The 18,586-nt window shown below is 75.4% G+C and carries 15 protein-coding genes; 4 read left to right on the top strand and 11 right to left on the bottom strand.

The window, feature by feature from the left end:
- Positions 1 to 26: 26 nt before the first annotated feature.
- From GL259_RS03660 to GL259_RS03625, 8 genes are all read right to left on the bottom strand, one after another.
- The gene (locus tag GL259_RS03660) at positions 27 to 1,214 is read right to left on the bottom strand and encodes an acyl carrier protein (protein ID WP_159529117.1); all 1,188 of its coding nucleotides are present in this window, start codon (positions 1,212 to 1,214) and stop codon (positions 27 to 29) included.
- A complete protein-coding gene (locus GL259_RS03655; protein ID WP_159529116.1) occupies positions 1,211 to 2,617 on the bottom strand; it encodes a TrpB-like pyridoxal phosphate-dependent enzyme in 1,407 nt (468 codons plus the stop codon). Before GL259_RS03655 ends, GL259_RS03660 begins: the two co-directional genes overlap by 4 nt.
- Entirely contained in the window at positions 2,614 to 2,928 is a 315-nt protein-coding gene (locus GL259_RS03650; protein ID WP_159529115.1) for an acyl carrier protein, read from the bottom strand. The genes GL259_RS03655 and GL259_RS03650 overlap by 4 nt, the downstream gene beginning before the upstream one ends.
- A 78-nt stretch (positions 2,929 to 3,006) precedes the next feature.
- Complete coding sequence (locus tag GL259_RS03645) at positions 3,007 to 4,281, bottom strand: glutamate-5-semialdehyde dehydrogenase (protein ID WP_159529114.1); 1,275 nt, start codon at positions 4,279 to 4,281, stop codon at positions 3,007 to 3,009.
- Between the two features lie 6 nt (positions 4,282 to 4,287).
- Positions 4,288 to 5,073 (bottom strand): SDR family oxidoreductase, encoded by a 786-nt coding sequence (locus tag GL259_RS03640; RefSeq protein ID WP_159529113.1) that lies wholly within the window; start codon positions 5,071 to 5,073, stop codon positions 4,288 to 4,290.
- Positions 5,070 to 6,608, bottom strand: a complete 1,539-nt coding sequence (locus GL259_RS03635; protein WP_159529112.1) for an amino acid adenylation domain-containing protein — start codon at positions 6,606 to 6,608, stop codon at positions 5,070 to 5,072. The genes GL259_RS03640 and GL259_RS03635 overlap by 4 nt, the downstream gene beginning before the upstream one ends.
- A gap of 21 nt (positions 6,609 to 6,629) precedes the next feature.
- A complete protein-coding gene (locus tag GL259_RS03630) occupies positions 6,630 to 9,869 on the bottom strand; it encodes a non-ribosomal peptide synthetase (RefSeq protein ID WP_159529111.1) in 3,240 nt (1,079 codons plus the stop codon).
- Entirely contained in the window at positions 9,866 to 10,102 is a 237-nt protein-coding gene (locus GL259_RS03625; RefSeq protein ID WP_159529110.1) for an acyl carrier protein, read from the bottom strand. Before GL259_RS03625 ends, GL259_RS03630 begins: the two co-directional genes overlap by 4 nt.
- A gap of 404 nt (positions 10,103 to 10,506) precedes the next feature.
- On the opposite strand from GL259_RS03625, the gene GL259_RS03620 reads away from it, so the two are divergent.
- The 4 genes from GL259_RS03620 to GL259_RS03605 are packed head-to-tail and all read left to right on the top strand — an operon-like array spanning position 10,507 to position 15,149.
- Complete coding sequence (locus tag GL259_RS03620) at positions 10,507 to 11,994, top strand: AMP-binding protein (protein ID WP_243762535.1); 1,488 nt, start codon at positions 10,507 to 10,509, stop codon at positions 11,992 to 11,994.
- Complete coding sequence (locus GL259_RS03615; protein ID WP_159529109.1) at positions 11,991 to 13,241, top strand: alanine racemase; 1,251 nt, start codon at positions 11,991 to 11,993, stop codon at positions 13,239 to 13,241. The genes GL259_RS03620 and GL259_RS03615 overlap by 4 nt, the downstream gene beginning before the upstream one ends.
- Complete coding sequence (locus tag GL259_RS03610; protein WP_159529107.1) at positions 13,234 to 13,770, top strand: cobalamin-dependent protein; 537 nt, start codon at positions 13,234 to 13,236, stop codon at positions 13,768 to 13,770. Before GL259_RS03615 ends, GL259_RS03610 begins: the two co-directional genes overlap by 8 nt.
- On the top strand, positions 13,767 to 15,149 hold the full coding sequence (locus GL259_RS03605; RefSeq protein ID WP_159529105.1) for a methylaspartate mutase: 1,383 nt from the start codon (positions 13,767 to 13,769) through the stop codon (positions 15,147 to 15,149). The genes GL259_RS03610 and GL259_RS03605 overlap by 4 nt, the downstream gene beginning before the upstream one ends.
- Positions 15,150 to 15,390: 241 nt before the next feature.
- Here GL259_RS03605 and GL259_RS03600 read toward each other — a convergent pair whose 3' ends face one another.
- The 3 genes from GL259_RS03600 to GL259_RS03590 all read right to left on the bottom strand — a co-directional run bounded on the left by GL259_RS03600 (position 15,391) and on the right by GL259_RS03590 (position 18,387).
- A complete protein-coding gene (locus GL259_RS03600) occupies positions 15,391 to 15,864 on the bottom strand; it encodes a hypothetical protein (RefSeq protein WP_159529103.1) in 474 nt (157 codons plus the stop codon).
- 132 nt (positions 15,865 to 15,996) lie between these two features.
- A complete protein-coding gene (locus GL259_RS03595) occupies positions 15,997 to 16,911 on the bottom strand; it encodes a hypothetical protein (RefSeq protein WP_159529101.1) in 915 nt (304 codons plus the stop codon).
- 249 nt (positions 16,912 to 17,160) lie between these two features.
- Positions 17,161 to 18,387: a hypothetical protein gene (locus tag GL259_RS03590; RefSeq protein WP_159529099.1), complete on the bottom strand. Its 1,227-nt coding sequence runs from the start codon at positions 18,385 to 18,387 to the stop codon at positions 17,161 to 17,163.
- Between the last annotated feature and the right edge of the window lie 199 nt (positions 18,388 to 18,586).

Raw genomic sequence — 18,586 nt, 5'->3', positions numbered from 1 at the left:
GGGGGAGGGGGAGGAAGGGGAGGGGGTCAGCGGGCGGAGGGAGCCCGGCGGATCAGGGCGCACAGGTCGTCCACGCGGTGCAGGTTCTCCGGCACCAGGTCCTCGGGTGCGAACTCGACGGCGAAGCGCTGCTCCAGCCGCTCCACGACCTCGACCATGCGCATCGAACCGAACTCCGCGAGCCGGCTGAGGTTCCCGTCGAAGCCGCCGGCCCCGACGACCAGGGAGTCCGCGGGGACGTGCAGCACCTCGGCGACGACGGCGCGCACCTCGTCCTCCAGGTCCTCCGGGGTCCGCGGCCGCCGCCCGCCGAACACGGCGGCGTCCGCGCGCAGCGCCTCGCCGACCCGTTCGAACAGCCCGGCCGGTTCCGCCCGGCCGCGCACCGCCCGGCGGTAGGCGAGGTAGGTGTGCTCGACCACGCCGTCCCACCGCGCCAGGTGCGCGCGCACCGTCTCGTCCTGCGCGCCGCCGGCCAGGCGGGCGGCGTACGCGGCGTGCAGGTGCCGGGCGCGGGCCAGCAGCCAGGTCTCCAGCGTGAACCGCTCCAGGGCGAGGACGCGGTCCTCGTGGTCGGCGTAGGCCCGCAGGTAGGCGTCGACCGCCGCCTCGCCGGCGGGCGCGTGCACCGGCGCCGGGGCGGGCCCCGGCGGGCGCGCGGACAGCCGCACGGTGACGGTGTCCTCCGGCAGCGCCGCCAGCAGCACGTCGAGCTGCTCGCGCCGGTAGGACAGGCGCAGCGGGCGGGCCGGACCCCACGTGGTGTCGTTGTGGTAGGCGTCGGTCACCGTCACGCCGTCGGCGTCCGGCTCGACGAGGAAGCTGTGCTCGACGTGCCGGTGCCCGTGATAGGGCACCCACGGCAGGTGGAAGGCGTCCGCGACGACGTACGACGGCTCCGCCGGCCCGTCCGGTGCCGTGCCGGGCCGGCCCGTCGCGCGTGCGCGGACGGCCAGGCCGAGCAGCTCCCCGGCCGCGGCGAGCTGGTCCTCGACGGTGGGCTCGACGGTGGGCAGGCCGCCGGGCCCGTGCGGCGCCGGGGCGAAGCGCAGGACGGCGCCCAGGCGCAGATGGGTGTCCGGGCCGTGGTGGCGGTCGGCGAGCACGGCGAGGTTGGCCTGGAGGCAGTCGAGCAGTGCGGCCCGCACCCGGGGCGGCTCCAGCGCGCGCGGCCCGTCCGCCCGCGCGGCGTCCTGGGGGGTGAGGGTGGTCATGCCGTGCCTCCCGCCGCCCCGTCCGTGCCCGGCGCGTCGCCGACGCGGGGCAGACCGCGCACCGCCTCCCGCAGTCCCGCGGGGTCGGGCGCGCTGTCCGCCAGCTCCCCGGCCAGCAGCTGCTGGTAGGCGCCGAGGTCGAGGTAGCCGTGGCCGCTCAGGCAGACCAGCACGCCCCGGGGGAGGTCGCGTGCCTCGTCCCCGCCGGCGAGCCGGGCCGCCACGGCGAGCGCGTGCCCCGACTCGGGGGCGGGCAGCACCGCCTCCGACAGCGTGAACCGGCGGCCCGCCTCCAGGGCCTCGACCTGGCCGACGGCCACCGCCTCCACGTCACCGGAGTGCCGCAGCGCCGAGACGAGCTTGGCGGCGCCGTGGTAGCGCAGCCCGCCCGAGTGCGAGTCGGGGATGCGGTAGTCGCTGCCGATGGTGTACATCGCCTCGCGGGGCCCGGTGCCCGTCGCGTCGGTCTTGTCGTACGCGTACACGCCCCTGCTCAGCTTGGGCGAGGCGGCGGACTCGGCCGCCACCAGGCGCGGCGGCCGGGCGCCGGCCGCCCGGGCGGAGGCGAGGAACGGCAGGGCGGTGCCGCCGAAGTTGGAGCCGGCCCCGACCGCGCCCACCACGGCGTCCACCGAGGTGCCCGCGGCGGCGAGCTGCTCCTCGCTCTCCAGGCCGATGACCGACTGGTGCAGGATGCTGTACGTCTCGCCGCTGCCGATGCAGAACGCGGCCCCGTCGTGCGTCTGGGCGTACTCGACGGCCTCGCCGATGGCCAGCGAGAGGCTGTTGCCCTGGCTGCCGTCGTCGGCGGCGGCCACCGAGGTCAGGTCGCTGGGGCTGGCGTGCACCCGCGCGCCGAGCATCCGCATCAGCACGCCCCGGTAGGGCTTCTTGGCCAGGCTGGAGCCCACCATGAAGACCGTGCAGCGCAGGCCGAACATCGCGCAGGCCGCGGCCATCGCCGTGCCCCACTGGCCGGCGCCGGTGCCGGTGACCAGCTCGGTCACCCCGGCCCGCTTGTAGTAGTAGGCCTGGGCGAGCGCCGTGTTGAGCTTGTGGCTGCCGGAGATGTTGCCGCCCTCGTACTTGACCCAGACCGGGACGCGGGCGCCGACCGCCCGCTCGAAGCCGCGGGCCCGCCACAGCGGCGTGGGCCGGAACGAGCGGTAGGCCTCGGCCACCTCCTGCGGGATGTCCCAGAACTCCCGGGGCTGCAGGCTCTGCCGCATCAGCTCCATCGGCAGGTTGATGTGGATGCCGGAGCCGGACGCCGGGTTCTCCGGCGGCAGGTCGGCGGGCAGGGCGGTGTCCAGGTGCGGCAGGACGCTGCGCCAGCGCGCCGGCACCGGGGTGGCGGGGGCGGCGGGCCGCGCGGTGACGCGCTCGGTGACGGGCGCGCTCATCGCGCGGTCTCCGCGGCGGTGGCGACCAGGTCGATCAGGTCGCGCACGGTGGCGAAGCTGCGGCCCACGAACAGGTCGTCGGGCAGGGCCAGGCCGAGGTCGTCCTCCAGGCGGATGAGCATGCCCAGGAAACCCAGGGAGTTGACCTTCAGCAGGGGGCCGTTGAGCGGTTCGTCCTCGGAGATCGTGGCGGGGTCCACGGACAGCCGGGACTCGGTGACGACCAGGCGCCGCACGGCGGCGGCGATGCGGTCGCGGTCCGGCGCGGTGGAGGCGGGCGGTGCGGTGGACACGGGGGATTCGCTGGACATGGGGGATGAGCCCTTCTCGGCCCGGGACGGTGCGCGGGCCGGATGGAGGAGGGATGCGTCGGGGAGGGGGCGCGACGGTCAGGTGCGCAGGGTGCCGCGGGCCCGGACCACCCACTGGGTGGTCAGCAGCGAGCCGAGGGCGACCGGGCCGCGCACGTGCAGTCGGCCGGTGGAGATGGACAGTTCGGGGCCCAGCCCCATGGTCGGGCCGTCGTGCAGGCGCAGGGAGCCGTTGACGATCAGCGCGGCGGCGTCCACCGCGCCGGTGTAGGCCGCCACGGCCGCCTCGTCGGTGGCGACGATGCCCTCGGTGTGCCCGGAGCCGTGGCGGCGCACGTGGGCCACCGCCGCGTCCAGGCCGTCGACGACGTGGACGCCGATCGCGGGCTCCAGCACCTCGCGGCCGAAGTCGTGCTCGGCCAGCGGCTCTTCGCGCAGGCCGTCGGCGGCCGCGCCCTCCGGGTCGGGCAGGGGCGGCAGGGCCGGGTCGGTGCGCAGCGTCACCGGTCCCTCCCAGCGGCGGGCCGCCTCGCGCAGGTGTGCCGTGAACGCGCCGGCCACGGCCCGCTCGACCAGGACCAGTTCCAGGGCGTTGCAGGCGGTCGGCTCGGTCATCTTGCTGTTGAGGGCGAGCGACGCGGCCAGCGGCAGGTCGGCGCTGGCGTGCACGAACAGGTGGTTGACCCCGCCGCCGCTGGCGATGACCGGCAGGGTGCTCGCGGTGCGGCAGTAGTCGACGAGCGACGGCCCGCCCCGGGGGACGAGGACGTCGACGACGTCCGGCCGGGCCAGGAGCCAGCGCAGCTGGGACCGGTCCGGGTCGTCCAGCACCGTGGCCAGCGCCTCGGGCAGCCCTGCCTGCGCGCAGGCGGCGCGGATCGCCTCGCCCAGCTCGGCGTTGGTCGCCGCGATCTCCTTGCCGCCGCGCAGCAGCACGGCGTTGCCGGTGGCGACGCACAGCAGGGCGCCCTCGACGGTGGCCGTCGGCCGGGCCTCGTACACCATGAGGACGACGCCGAGGGGCTTGCGCACCTGCCGGCGGCTGCCCCAGGTGCCCACCGGGCTCTCCGGGCCGGGCGCGGTGACCTGCGGCAGCGCCTCGTGCACCTGCTCGGTCAGCCGGACCGCCACCTCCAGGTGGGCGTCGCGCAGGCGCAGCCGGTCCACCAGCGTGGGCGGCAGGCCGCGGCGCTCGGCGGCGGCGACGTCCTCCTCGTTGGCCTTGCGGATCCGCGGCCAGCGGGCGCGCAGCTGGTCCGCCAGGCGCAGGCAGTACTCCCGGTAGGCCGGGGCACCCACGGGGGGCGCCTGCACACTGGCCTCGCGTGCCGCTCGGGCGGCTTCTTCGATCATGACTCCCTACCACATGAATTGGCCGCCGTCGACGATCAGCTTCTGCCCGGTGACGTACGAGCTGCGGGAGTCCACGAGGAACTCCAGGGCGTCGGCGATCTCGGCGGTGGAGGCGATTCGTCCTTGCGGGATCTGGCGCAGCACCGCTTCGCGTGCCGCGTCGTCGTCCAGGCGGAACCGGGTGACGACCTCGTCGGTCCAGGTGAAGCCGGGGATGAGGCAGTTGACCCGGACCCTCGGCGCCAGTTCCAGGGCCAGGCACTTGGTGAGGTGCAGCAGGGCCGCCTTGGCGGCGCAGTAGGCGGCCCCGTCCGTGCGGGGGCGCAGCCCGGTCGTCGCGCCGATGTTGACGACGCTGCCACCGGGCCCGTCCAGCATGTGCGGGGCGCACGCGTGGGTGAGGTTCAGGGCGCCGAAGAGGCTGGTGCCGATCACCGTGTCCCACTCGGCGGGGGTGCTCTCCAGGAAGGGCTTGTCGATGTTGACGCCCGCGTTGTTGACCACGACCCCCGGCGGGCCGTACCGCTCCACGGCGTCCGCCACGGCGGCGGCCACGGCGCCGGCGTCGGTGACGTCGGCGCGGACGGCCCGGACGGCGGGGCCGAGGTCGTCCTCGGTGGCGCGGGCGGCCTTCTCGTCGGAGACGTACAGGGCGACCACCCGGTGGCCGCGGCGGGCCAGGCGCTCGGACAGGGCGCGTCCGATGCCCCGGGTGCCGCCGCTGACCAGGGCCAGGGAGCCGGCCCCGGCCGGGGAGGCGCCGGCCGGGGCCGCCGCGGTGGCGGTGCTCATGCTCCCCCCGTCCCCGCCAGCACCTTCGCCCGGTCGACCTTGCCGGTCGCGCCGAGCGGCAACTCGTCCAGGACCCTGATCACTTCGGGGACCATGTAGACGGGCAGCCGTTCGCGCAGCTCCTGCCGCACCCGGGCGGTGAAGACGTCCGCCGGCACCGCGCGGTCCTCCGGCACGACGTGCGCCTCCAGCCGGTCCCGGCCGCCGGGGCCCCTGCCGACGCCGACCACCGCGCCGCGCACCCGCGCGAGGCCGCGCAGCACCACCTCGATCTCCTCCGGCTCGATCCGGAAGCCGCGGATCTTCACCTGCCGGTCGACGCGCCCCACGAACACCAGGTCCTCGCCGTTCCGGGACACCAGGTCGCCCGTGCGGTACCACACGCCCTCGCGCCCCGGGAGCCGGACGAAGCGTTCGGCCGTCAGGTCCGGGCGGTTGAGGTAGCCGCGCGCCACGCACCTGCCGCCCAGGTACAGTTCGCCGCCGGCGCCCGGGGGCACCTCGCGGCCCTCGTCGTCCAGCACCACCGCCTCGTGCCCCGGCACGCAGGTGCCGATGGGCACCTGGTCGCCGCCGTCCCAGCCCTGCCGGATCCAGTAGCGGGTGGCGGCGATCACCGCCTCGGTGGGGCCGTAGCCGTTGCACAGCGGCACATGGCCCAGCGGTCCGGCCGCCCACCGCCGCACCACGGCGGCGCTGGGCGCCTCCCCGCCGAAGAAGACGGCGCGCAGCCCGCTCAGCAGCTCCACGTCACGCGCCGTCAGCTCCTCGCCGAAGAACGTCTCGAAGTAGGCGGTGGTGCAGCCCACGTAGGTGACACCGTGCTCGGCGACCCGGGCGAACAGCTGCGGGCCGGTCCACAGGGCGGAACCGCGCAGCAGCACGGTGCCCCCGGCCACCAGACCCGCCCACATCTCCATGACGGTGGCGTCGAAGGCGGGCGCCGAGAAGGAGAGCAGCACGTCGTCGTCGGCGAGACCGTACGCCTCCACCGCGCCGGCCAGGTGCGCCGCCAGCGCCCCGTGGTCCACGCACACGCCCTTCGGGGCGCCCGTCGAACCGGAGGTGTAGATCACGTACGCCTGGTCGTCGGGGCCGGGCCGGCCGGGCGGCGCGCCGTCGTCCGGTGTGCCGTCGTCCGGTGTGCCGGAGGCGATCGCCCCGGCCACGGGGAGGACCGGAGTCCCGTGCAGCCGGTCCGGTGCGGCGGACCCGTCGGTGGCCAGGACCAGCGGTGCGCCGGTGTCCGCGAGCACGTGCCGCTGCCGCTCCTCGGGCCACGCCGGGTCCACCGGCGTCCAGGACGCCCCGGCCAGCCAGCAGCCGAGGACGGCGGTCATGAAGTGCTCGTTGCCCGGGCCCAGCACCCCCACCACGGAGCCCCGGGCCGGGCCCCGCGCGGCCAGCGCCCGCGCCACGGCCCGCGCGCCGTCCCACAGCCGGCGGTAGCTGAGCCGGGCGTCGGCGCAGATCACCGCCGTACGGTCCGGGGTGCGCCGGACCCGCTCCCCGATCGCGTCCAGGGCCGTCGTCATGTCCGTCCTTCCCGCCATCGCTCAGGCACCCCCGTCCACGTGGGCGGCGAGCGCCCGGACGGTCGGCCGGCGGAAGAAGTCACCGACCGTCGGGGGCCGGTCCGTGGTCTCGCGCAGCGCCGCGATCAGCTTCAGCACGTCGAAGGAGTTGCCGCCCAGGGCGAAGAAGGACTCGTCGGGGCCGCTCGGCGCGCTGCCGAGCAGCGTCGCCCACAGGTCGCGGATCATCCGCTCGGTCCCGGTCGGCTCCCAGCCGGACGCGGCCCCGTCCGGCCGGGCGGCCCGCAGCCGGCCCGCCTGGAGCGCGGTCGTCAGGGCGGTGCGGTCGACCTTGCCGTTCGGCGTCAGCGGCACCGCGTCGATCAGCCGCACGTGCCGCGGGAGCATGTAGGAGGGCAGGATCCGCTCCAGGTGGGCCCGGACGTCCGGCTCCTGGGGCTGTGCCTGGCCGGCCGGCCGCAGGAACAGGCACAGGGCGGCCTGTTCGCCGGTGCCGGTCACCGCCGCCACCGCCTCGCCCACCTCGGGCAGGCGCTCCGCCGCGGACTCCAGCTCGCCCAGCTCCACCCGGTGCCCGCGCACCTTGACCTGCGCGTCCCGGCGGCCGAGGAACACCAGGGCGCCGTCCTCCGCGAGCAGGGCCAGGTCACCGGTGCGGTAGACACGGGCGCCGGACCCGGACGGCGCGTCCGGCGCGGGCAGGAACGCCGCCGCGGTGCGCTCGGGGTCGTTGACGTAGCCCACCGCCGGGCACACGCCGCCCAGGTAGAGCTCGCCCACCGCGCCCGGCGGCACGTCGCGGCCGTCGGGGGTGAGCAGGTGGGCGTCCACGCCCGGCACCGGACGGCCCACGGGGACGTGGTCGTGGGCGGGCAGGTCGTCGCCGCGCACCACGTGCCAGGTGACCGCGGTCGTCTCGGTCGGGCCGTAGAGGTTGACCAGCTCGCGTCCGGTGTCCCGGACCAGCAGCCGCCGCAGCCGCTCGTCCAGGTTCAGCTGCTCCCCGGAGACGCAGACGTGGCGCACGGTGGGCAGGGTCAGCCCGGCCTCCTCGACCGCGCCGGCGAACGCGCCGGCCACCGCGACCGGCAGGTAGACGTGGGTCAGCTCCTCCCGCTCGGCGAGCCGGGCCACGGCCGTCAGGTCCCTGCGGTCCAGCGCGCCGAGTCCGACCACCGTCCCGCCGCAGGCGAGGGTCGGGAAGATCTCCTGGTAGGAGACGTCGAAGCCGAGGGGCGCGTACTGCAGGAACCGGCTGTCCGGGCCCATCCGCAGCTCGCGCAGCTGCCAGTGCAGCAGGTTCACCAGGGGACCCTGTCCCATGTGCACGCCCTTGGGGCGGCCGGTCGAGCCGGAGGTGAACATGATGTACACGGGGTCCGTGCCGTCCGCCGCGTCCGGCGCCTGCGCCGTGCCGGCCTCGGCCTCCAGCCGCGCCGGGGTGGCGCGCGGCGGCCCGTCCGGCACCGCGTCCCGGTCGCCGACCGTGAAGCGGCACCCGGACTGCTCGATCATGTAGGCCAGCCGTTCGGCGGGCAGCGAGGTGTCCAGCGGCAGGTACGCCGCCCCGCGCCACAGCACGGCGAGCATCGCCACCACCGTCTCCACCAGGTCGCCCGGGACGACCGCCACGGTGTCGCCGCGGCCCACACCGCGCCCGGCGAGCCCGGTCGCGGTCCGCTCGGTGCGCCGCAGCAGCTCCGCGTAGGTCACCTCGGCGCCGCCCGGCTGCCGCACGGCGACGGCGCCGGGGTGGCGGCGCGCGGCCTCGCGCACCAGGCCGAGCAGCCCGCCCGGCGCGTCGGTCCGCCCGTCGGCGCCCCGCCGCAGGGCACGGGCGATCGCGCCGCGCCGCGCGCTCAGCCCGGCCAGCAGGCTCCCGGTGCCCGCCGACGGCGCCTCGACGGCGCGCAGCAGCAGCTCCCGGTACTCGGCCAGGAAGCGCTGCGCGTAGGACGCGGGCAGCAGGTCCCGGTCGTAGTCCAGCTCGATCCGCAGGCCGTCCTCGACCGCCGTCGCGCCCAGCCAGAGGTCGAACTTGGCCGAGCCGTTCTCCAGGATCTCGACCCGCCCCTCGATCCACGGCATGAGCGCCACCCGGGTGCGCAGCTCGTCCTGCATGGCGAACATGCACTGGAAGACCGGGTTGCGGTTGCTCGAACGCTCCGGGGCCAGCCGCGTCACCAGGGCGTCGAACGGCACCGACTGCCGGGCGCGGGTCCCGCGCACCGTCGCCGACACCTCACGGCAGTGCGCCTGGAACGGCACGTCGCGGGCGGGCAGCGCCATGGGCAGCGTGTTGACGAAGAACCCGCACAGCTGGTGCGAGGCCACCGTGCGCCGGGTGGCGAACGGGCTGCCCACCAGGACGTCCCCGGTGCCGGCGTAGTCGCCGAGCAGCAGCGCGTAGCAGGCCAGCAGCAGCTCGTACGGCGTGGTGCCGAGGTCCCGGGCCGCCCGCTCGACGCGCGCCCGCTCCGGCCGGTCGAGCAGCACGCGCAACCGCTCGGCCCGGTGGGCGGTGTCCTGCGGACGGCCGGGCACCGGGTACAGCGTGGTGGGGGCCACGCCGGCCAGCGGTCCGGCGAGCGCGTCGGCGTCCCCGGCGGCCACCGCCGCCCGCGCCGCCGCGCACTGCGCCGCGAGCTCCGCGCGCAGCGAGCGCTCGCGCGCCAGGGCCAGCACCGCCGGGTCCTCGTCGCCCTCGGCGGCGGCGCGGCCCAGGGCCTGCCGGTACCCGGCGCTGATCTCGTCGACGAGGACCCGTACCGACACCCCGTCGCTGACGGTGTGGTGCACCGTCACCAGCAGGGCCGACCGGGCGGGCGCGCCCGGCGCGGACGTCAGCAGCCGGAACCGGCACAGCGGGGCCCGGGACAGGTCCAGCGGCAGCCGCACGAACTCCTCGGTCCGCTCCTCCAGCCAGGTCTCCCACGGCACCGCGCCGCCGTCGTGCCCGACGACCTCCCACGGCAGCGCGACCGCCCGCGCGATGCGGGCGCCGGGGCCGTCCGGGCCGGCGTGGAACTCGGTGCGCAGCGCCGGCTGCACCAGCACCAGCCGCTCCAGGGCGGTCCGCATGGCGTCGGCGTCCGGCGTTCCGTCGAAGACGATGCGGAAGCTGTTGTTGTACAGGTCCTTGCGGGCGGCGGCCTCCTGGATGAAGAGCAGGCTGCGCTGGGAGTCGGTCAGGGGGAGCACGTCCCCGTGCCCGTCGGGGCGCAGCACGGGCGTCTGCGGTCCCAGGTCGAGGGCGGTCACGGGCGCGGCCCCCCGTTCCACCGGCCGACGAACTCCGTCAGGTCGCCGACGGTGACGAGCCGTGCCAGCTCGTGCGGCTCGATCTCCTGCGTCTCGTCCGCCGCCAGGTCGGTGATGATGCGCAGCAGCAGCAGGGAGTCGACACCCAGGGCCGTCAACTCGCTGGTCTCGCTCATCGGTTGGTCCCCGACCCGGCGGCTGATGCAGGCCAGGACGTCTTCGGTGGTCGTCATACGGAGCAACCGCCCTTTCTGCGGGATCCGGCGTCGGCGACCAGCACAACAGCCCGTCCTAACGATCCGGTTGCCGTCGGCTACCGGCGGACCGCGCGCCACCGCCGACGTGCGTCGCTAGTGGTCCGGTAGCCGCCGGTGAGCCGAACGTCAGGGGCCGGTGGTGTTCTCGGTGCGCACCCCAGGGGCGGTTCCGCGGCCCGCGGCGCGCACCCGGCCCGTACCGGCCGCGCGCCGCGCCGGCCCGGCCGGAGCGCTCGGGCCCGGCCGCGTCCGTCCCCGCCCCCGCCCACAGGCCCGCCGGGCCGGAGAACCCGGGCCGGAGAACGGAGAGCGGAGCATTGGCAACCCCACAGGACCTGATCGAACGAAACACCGCGCCCCCCGCGGCCGGCGGCCGGACGGTGCACGGCCTTCTGGACGAGGCCGTGGCCGAGACCCCGCACCGCCCGGCCGTACGGGACGCGACCGGCGCCTGGACCTACGCCCAGCTGGCCGACCGGACCGCACGGCTGACCGCCTGGCTGGCGGCCCGTGGCGTGGGCCGCGGCGACCGCGTCCTGCTCCAGCTGCCCACCGGCCGGCCGCTGGCGGCCCTCTTCTACGCCACGGTGCGGCGCGGGGCCGTCTTCGTGCCGGTGCACCCGGCCATGAAGCCGTTCCACCTGCGGTCCGTCGTCGCCGACGCCGACCCCGCCCTCGTCCTGACCGACACCGAGGGCGTCCACCGCCTGCGCCCCCTCACCGGCGCCCCCGTCCACGACGTCGCCGAGGTCCTCGCCGAGGCGGCCGCGCGGGAACCCGGCCCGGACGCGGCCGCGTCGCCGGACGTGTCCGGCGACGACCTGGCGGCCCTCGTCTACACCTCCGGCAGCACCGCCGCGCCCAAGGCCGTGGCCTGCCCGCACGCCGCCGTGGTGTTCGCCTCCACCGCGCTGGTCCGGACCCTGGGCTACCGGTCCGACGACGTCGTCTTCTGCCGCTTCCCGATGTCCTGGGACTACGGCCTGTACAAGGTCCTGATGACCTGCGTCGCCCGCTGCGAGATCGTCCTCGCCGACGGCGACTCGGACTTCACCGTGCTGCGCCGCATGCACGAGACGGGTACGACCGTGGTGCCGCTCGTCCCCTCCTACGCCTCGATGATCGTCTCGCTGGCCCGGCGTCACCCCGACCAGCGGCCGCCCGTGCGCATGTTCACCAACACCGGCGCCGCCCTGCCCGCCGCCACCGCCGACGCCCTGCGCGCCCTGTTCCCCGGCGCCCGCGTGGTGCGCCAGTACGGGCAGACGGAGGCCAAACGGATCACCGTCATGCCGCCCGAGGAGGAGCACGAACGCCCGCACAGCGTCGGACGCGCCCTGCCCGGCACCCGCGTGCTGGTCTGCGGGCCGGACGGCGAGACCCTGCCGCCGGGCACCACCGGCGAGATCGTCGCCGTCGGCCCCCACGTGATGCGCGGCTACTGGCGCAACCCCGAGGCCACCGCCCGCAGTTTCCGCCCCGATCCCGGCGACCCGGCCGTCACCCGGCTGCACACCGGCGACTACGGACACCTCGACGAGGACGGCTACCTCTACTTCCAGGGCCGCCGCGACGACATGTTCAAGCGCAAGGGCTTCCGCATGAGCACCGTGGAGATCGAGACCGCGGCCCTGGACATCCCCGGCGTGCGGGCCGCCGCCGCGCTCCCCCCGGACGACCGCCACGACCTGACCCTGTTCGTGGAGAGCGACCTCGACGAGCGCACGGTCGTACGGGAGCTGATGGAACGCCTGGAGACCGCGAAGATGCCCGCCCGGTGCCGCGTCCTGGCCGAGTTCCCGCTCACCCTGCACGGCAAGAACGCCCGGCGGGAACTGGCCGCCCTGATCGACGGAGAGCGCCCGTGACCGTCAGCCCCCACCACCGCGACCTCGCCGAGCGGTACGGCACCCCGCTGTACGTCTACGACCTGGCCCGGGTGCGCGCCGCCCGCCGCGACCTGTTCGGCTTCCTGCCGGAGGGCGTGGAGGTCTACTACGCCTTCAAGGCCAACCCCCACCCCGACCTGGTCCGTGCCCTGCGCACCGGCGACGGGCCCGCCTGCAAGGCGGAGATCAGCTCCACCGGCGAACTGGCCGCCGCCCTGGAGGCCGGCTACCCGGGCGCGGACATCCTCTACACCGGCCCCGGCAAGACGCCGGGCGAACTCGACGAGGCCGTCCGCCACGGCGTCGGCCTGTTCTCCGCGGAGTCCCTCACCGACCTGGAGCACATCGGCCGCGCCGCCCGCGCCCACGGCACCACCGCCCTCTGCCTGCTGCGCGTCAACAGCGCGACGGCGAGCGCCGCCAGCGGGGTGCGCATGACCGGCAAGCCCACCCAGTTCGGCATCGACAGCGAGACCGTCCCCGAGGCCGCCGCCGCGCTGACCTCCGTGCCCGGCACCTCGGTCGAGGGACTGCACCTGTTCTCGCAGAGCAACGCCCGCGACGAGGAGAGCCTGCTGGCGGAGTTCCGGCACACCCTGGAGACCGCCGCCCGCCTCCAGGACGAGCTGGGGGTGCGGCTGCGCGTCCTGGACATCGGCGGGGGCTTCTCCGCGCCCTACGGCCGCACCGGCGACCGTGCCGCCTACCCCAAGCTGCGCGGCGAACTCGCCGCCGCCCTGGACCTGTTCTTCCCCGGGTGGCGGCAGGGCCTGCCGCGGGTCGCCGTGGAGTCCGGCCGCTACCTCGTCGGCGACAGCGGCCACCTCGTCACCGCGGTGAGCAACCTCAAGACCGGGCGCGGCCACACCTTCGCCGTGCTGGACGCGGGCATCAACGTGTTCGGCGGGATGTCCGGCCTCGGCCGCATCCTGCCCGTCTCCGTCGAGGTCCCGGAGGACGGGGACAGCAGGCAGGTCACCCTGGCCGGCCCGCTGTGCACCCCGGGCGACGTGCTGGGCCGCAACGTCGCCGTCCCCGCCGGCCTGGCGCCCGGCGACCTCCTCGCCGTGCCCAACACCGGCGCCTACGGCCCCACCGCCAGCCTGCTGATGTTCCTCGGCCGGCCCAGCCCGGTGGAGGTCGTCACCGACGGCGAGGACACCGTCTCCGTCACCCGCATCGAACGCACCAGGGTCCCTCACGGCGCGGAGCACACGCATGGCTGACCTGTCCCGGCCGGCCGGCACCGCCCCCGGCCGCGCCCGGGCCACGGTCGTCGTCACCACCGTGGCCTCCGACTCCCACACCTGGAACCTGGTGTTCCTGCAGTTGCTGCTGGAGGAACTCGGCTACCACGTCGTCAACCTCGGCCCGTGCGTCCCCGACGAGCTGCTGGTGCGCCACTGCCGGGAGATCCGCCCGGCCGCCGTGATCATCAGCAGCGTCAACGGCCACGGCGCCCAGGACGGGCTGCGCGTCATCCGCGCGCTGCGCGACGACGAGCTGACCGCCGCCCTGCCCGTCGCCATCGGCGGCAAACTCGGCGTGGACGGCGGTGCCACCTCCCACGCCGAGCGGCTCCTGGCCGCCGGATTCGACGCCGTCTTCGAGGACGGCACCGACACCCTGGCCGCCTTCCGCCGCTTCCTGGACGACCTGGGCACCGGACCGGACCGTGCCCTGGGCGCCCGCCCGCGGCGCGCCGGCGCCGGGCAGGCGCGCCGCGCCGACGAGCAGATGGGCGTCCCCGCGTGACGCCGCCCGCGCCGGGCGGCGCGCCGGACCGCCGACCGGGTCCCGCCGCCGGACCCGCCCCGGCCGGTCCGGCCCCGCGCGGCTTCGGCGACTTCGTCCGTGCCCACGGCGGCAACGGCCGTCTGGTGGTCCAGCCCCGGATGGGTTTCAGCGACCCGGCCGCCATGCGCGCCGGTCTGGCCGCCACCCGGGCCGCCGCCGCCCGAACCGTCGGCACCATCACCCTGGACGCCCACACCCGCGTCGGCCACCTCGACGCCGCCGCGGCCGCCCTGCGCGCCGGCACCCCCCTCAACGGCTACCCCGTCGTCACCCACCCCCCGGCCACCACCGAGCAGGTCCTGCACGGCATCCGGGGCCCCCGCTTCCCCGTCCAGGTCCGGCACGGCTCCGCCCGCCCGGTCGGCATCTTCCGGGCCCTGGCCGCCCTCGGCCTGGACGCCAGCGAAGGAGGCCCCGTCTCCTACTGCCTGCCCTACGGCAGGACCCCCCTGGCCGAGTCCGTCACCCAGTGGGCCACCGCCTGCGAACTGTTCGCCTCACTGCGGGAGACCGGCCGCGAACCCCACCTGGAGACCTTCGGCGGCTGCATGCTCGGTCAGCTGTGCCCGCCGAGCCTGCTGGTGGCCATCAGCGTCCTGGAGGCGCTCTTCTTCCTCCGGCACGGCGTGCGCAGCCTGTCGGTCAGCTACGCCCAGCAGAGCTCCCCGGAACAGGACGCCGAGGCCGTCGCGGCGCTGCGCCGCCTGTGCGCGGAGCTCCTGCCGACCGACGACTGGCACGTGGTCCTCTACACCTACATGGGCGTCTTCCCCGAGACCGAGCAGGGCGCCCGGCGGCTGCTGGCGAGCTCCGCCGAACTCGCCGTACGGACGGGGGCGGAACGGCTCATTGTCAAGACGGTCGCCGAATCGCGGCGCATCCCCACCATCCAGGAGAACGTCGACGCCCTGGAACTGGCCGCCGCCGTCGCGCGCACCGCCGGACGACGGGCCCCGGCCCAGCCGTCCCGGCCCGCCGACAGCCCCACCTACCAGGAGGCCGCCGCCCTCGTCCACGCCGTCCTCGACCTGCACCCCGACCTCTCCCAGGCCCTGCTCCACGCCTTCCGCCGCGGCTACCTCGACGTCCCGTACTGCCTCCACCCCGACAACCGGGGCCTGACCCGCAGCTACATCGACCCGGCCGGACGGCTGTGCTGGGCCGCCACCGGCAACCTGCCCATCGCCCACCTGGTACGTCCCCGCAGCGGCACCCGCCTCACCTCCGCCACCCTGCTCGCCGACCTCACCCACGTCCGCAGCCGCTTCGACGGCCCCGCGGCCCCCGCCGTCGCCCCCCGCACGGCAACGCCGGGGGAAGCCGCCCCGGCCCGCTGAGCCGACCCGGACGACCCCGGGCGCCGGCGACCCGCGGCCGGCCCACCCGCCGTCCAGGAGGAAGCTCTCCCCGGCCCCGTGCCGACGGCGGCCCCGGCGCCGGAGTCCCGCCGGACCCGGCGGCCGTCACGGTCGCCGGGCGGCAGCGTGCGGGCGGCATCCGGGCCGGACCGCCCGCTCGGCGGGACGCGGCGTCGCCGAGCCGGAGGACGGCTCGGCGACGCGCGTCGGACCATGCGGGTCAGGTCAGCCAGCTGTTGCCCGCGCACTCGGAGGCGGTCACCCACCGGTGGAACGCGACGCCCTCTATCCGGGCACCGCTCGTGTAGTAGTTGTCGGTGATGTCGTCCGCGTACAGCTCGTAGGGGGAGAGGCAGACGTAGCTGGCACCGCTGTTGTGGATCTGGTAGAAGGCGACGACGTCCCTGCCGCCCACATAGCCGTTGTTCATCACGGACTTGACCTCCTTCCAGTCCTGGTTCCGGAAGGCACCTCCCTGGTCACCCCAGTTGAGGTCGTTGTCGTAGGCCGCGCCCAGCAGAGTGCCCGTGCAGTCGAACCCGCTCCAGGCCCGCAGGTAACCGTCGCGGCCGATGCTGTTCCAGGTCTGGTCGCAGTAGTACCCCTGCTGCGGAGCCGCCTGGGCCGCGGAGGGGAAGGCCGCGCCGAGGGCCAGCAGGCCCAAGGACGCGACGAGGGTGCCCAGCTTGCGCATGTGTACTCCTTCGTGGAAGCCCCCAGGGGGGCATGGCCGGTCCGCGGGTGTGGGACCCGCGGAGGTGTGCGGGAGGCCGGACCCGCGGCCGGGCGGTCGGACCCGCGGCCGCTCGGCCCCGCGGCCGGACGGTCAGGTCCGTGGCCCGACGATCTTCATGGCGCGTTCCAGCGCCCGGTGCTGCAGGCGCGCCCGGGTGTCGAGAGCTTCGCGGTGGACACCGTCGAGCTGGTTCACGTAGTGCTTCTCACGCTCCTGGCCGATCGACCGGAGCTTCACCGAGCGGGCACAGGCGGCGTCCGCCACCGCGAGCGCACGCTCGGCCTCGAAGGCCTCGCCCGGGGCGGCCCCGAGCCTGTGCAGCAGCGCCGCGTCGCGGGCGTCTCCCGGGTTCGCGTAGGTGTGGCCGGCACGCTTCAGGCACCTCGACCAGGCCGCCAGCGCGGCCGTGAACTCCTTGTCGGCCATGACCTTCGGTACGAGGAGGCGGCCGGCGCTCCCGGCGACCTTGTCCGCACGGAACCATGCCTCGGGGTCCCCGTACAGCCGCTTCTCCGAGTCGGCGACGCAGCCGCCCACCCGCTTGCGGACGACGCCGCCGGAGGGCAACCGGACGGACATCTCGGGGGCGCCCGGCCCTTCGTCGAGAGCCCGGTCGTAAGCCGTCCGCCGCTCGGGGGGCAGGGCGGCACGGTAGGCGGCGTTGCGGTTGTTCCTGCGGGCCTCGTCCTCCTTGGCGTGGATCCGGCTGCCGTAACCGTACGCGCGAGCCCAGCCGACATCGTCCGCCACGTAGCCGAGTGTGCGGCTCTCGCGCAGACTCAGCCGTTCCGCTTCCCAGTACTCGAAGCCCTTGCCGGCCATGCAGCGGCCGATCAGCCGCTGCTGGGCGTCCGCTATCCGCAGCGTCTCCGCGTCCGTCAGCGGCCTGGGCCGCTCCGCCGTGGCGGGGACGGGCCGGTTCCGCGGCTCCTCGCTGTCCGCGCATCCCGTCACGGCGAGCGCCGCGACGGCCAGTGCGGTACTCGCGGCGGTGAGTGTGCGCATGCGCCACATGGCGGTGTCCCCCTGACTCGGTGGCCGCTTCGGTCGCGGTGGCCACGCCGGAAATGCTCATGAGGTCCCGGGCGTAGGGCGGGACCGGGTTCGTCGCGACCCTGTCGACGCGGAACCGGGTTTCCCGGTCGCCGTGAAGTTCCGCCGGGCCCGTGCCCGGCGGAAGCCGGATGCGGGGCGTGCTCGTGCGGCGGGACCACCCGGGCCGGGGACCGTGCCCCCGGCCCGGGGACCGGTGCGTCACTGCCGGCTCGGGCACAGCGGGACGTCCGGCAGCTGATTGTCCGGATGGCTGATGTAGATGTTGGAGACGTAGCCGCCGTACTGGGGCAGGTACGCCCACCACTCGTTGGTGTACGGCGGCACGGAGACGGTCTGGCCCTTCTTCTGGCAGCCCACCAGCACCTCGACCCCGGCGGGCAGTCGGGTCATCACGTTGTTCCCGAGGACCGGTTCGCTCCGGACATTGACGAGCGAACTCCAGGTCCCGTACCACTTTCCGGACGGAGCGACGCCACCGGGCACGTTCAGCGAGCGGGTCAGCCGGCCCAGGTCGGTGAAAGCCTTCCCGTAGGAAGTGCCGTTCGGGTGCAGCGTGAAGACGGCCACGATGGAGCGGTCACCGGCGCCGACGGTGCCGGTGGAGTGCAGGGCCGGACGGGTCAGGTCCACGGCCGCGGTGGTGGTGGTGCCGGGGCCGGGGCCTTCTGCCGCCGTGTCCGCCCGGGCCGGGGCCGTGCTGACGGGGCCGCATGTGCCCGCCGGGTACGAGGAGCCCGCCCAGCCCTGCTTCACGGCCCACGGACGGTCGAAGGCGCCTGCGATACCGAAGTGCTGGTCGAATCCGTCCGACGCGCAGCGTGTCGACTGACGGAGGTTGCCCATGATGAAGTCCCGGACGGGCGCGGGTGCCTTTTCCAGGACGTAGCGGTAGACCTTCACCGTGTCGCGGGCCGACATGGCGGTGTAGCCCCAGAAGTTCTCGTCGACGGGCGGCACCGTGTCGCTCAGGCCGAGCCGGCCGACCATGCGGTCGATGATCGCCGAATAACCGTAGTTCGACCAGTAGTGATTGGCCGCGGCGTCGTCGCTGCTGCGGAGCATCGGTTCCAGCCGGGCGCGGTCGGCGGCCGGGACGGTGTAGTCAGGACCTCGGTTCCACAGGAAGTCCAGGGCCATCAGCAGCTTGACGATCGAGGCCGAACGGAATTGCGCGCTCGCGTTCACCTGCTCGGTGAAGGTGCCGGTCTGCCGGTCGAAGACGGCGACTCCGGCCGTGACACCGGCGGGCACCTGGGCGCTCGGTTCCTCGACGGACGAGGTGTTCCCGGGCCGTGCCGGTGCGGCCGCCGCGGGCGGGGAGAACGAGGTGGCGGCGAGGGCCAGGGAGAAGAACACCGCGATCGCGGCGAGAAGGCTCCGGTGTCTGCGACCTCCGGTCGCCCTGGTGGGGACAGTGCAACGCATATCGTCGTCAACCTTCGAGTGATGGGATGACAAGGCGTTTGGGGGCGTGACGCACGCCGTTCCGCGGGACACGTCGGTGTACTCGTCACCGGCTGCCGTCGCGCGACGGCAGCCGGTGCCCTTCGGCGCCCGACGGGCGTGCCGGGCAGCCCTTTCCCGTCCGTGCGGCGCCGGCTTCGTGTCCCCGCGTCCGCCTCGG

Origin of the sequence: Streptomyces sp. Tu 3180, from assembly GCF_009852415.1 — a bacterium.
Lineage (GTDB): Bacteria > Actinomycetota > Actinomycetes > Streptomycetales > Streptomycetaceae > Streptomyces.
This window is presented reverse-complemented; position numbering and strand designations above follow the sequence as displayed.

Excerpts from the sequence above, each read along its gene's own strand:
- GL259_RS03650 (WP_159529115.1), bottom strand. The coding sequence starts at position 2,928 with ATGTCCAGCGAATCCCCCGTGTCCACCGCACCGCCCGCCTCCACCGCG.
- GL259_RS03600 (WP_159529103.1), bottom strand. The coding sequence starts at position 15,864 with ATGCGCAAGCTGGGCACCCTCGTCGCGTCCTTGGGCCTGCTGGCCCTC.
- GL259_RS03590 (WP_159529099.1), bottom strand. The coding sequence starts at position 18,387 with ATGCGTTGCACTGTCCCCACCAGGGCGACCGGAGGTCGCAGACACCGG.
- GL259_RS03625 (WP_159529110.1), bottom strand. The coding sequence starts at position 10,102 with ATGACGACCACCGAAGACGTCCTGGCCTGCATCAGCCGCCGGGTCGGG.
- GL259_RS03645 (WP_159529114.1), bottom strand. The coding sequence starts at position 4,281 with ATGATCGAAGAAGCCGCCCGAGCGGCACGCGAGGCCAGTGTGCAGGCG.
- GL259_RS03660 (WP_159529117.1), bottom strand. The coding sequence starts at position 1,214 with ATGACCACCCTCACCCCCCAGGACGCCGCGCGGGCGGACGGGCCGCGC.
- GL259_RS03655 (WP_159529116.1), bottom strand. The coding sequence starts at position 2,617 with ATGAGCGCGCCCGTCACCGAGCGCGTCACCGCGCGGCCCGCCGCCCCC.
- GL259_RS03610 (WP_159529107.1), top strand. The coding sequence starts at position 13,234 with ATGGCTGACCTGTCCCGGCCGGCCGGCACCGCCCCCGGCCGCGCCCGG.
- GL259_RS03595 (WP_159529101.1), bottom strand. The coding sequence starts at position 16,911 with ATGCGCACACTCACCGCCGCGAGTACCGCACTGGCCGTCGCGGCGCTC.
- GL259_RS03640 (WP_159529113.1), bottom strand. The coding sequence starts at position 5,073 with ATGAGCACCGCCACCGCGGCGGCCCCGGCCGGCGCCTCCCCGGCCGGG.
- GL259_RS03635 (WP_159529112.1), bottom strand. The coding sequence starts at position 6,608 with ATGACGACGGCCCTGGACGCGATCGGGGAGCGGGTCCGGCGCACCCCG.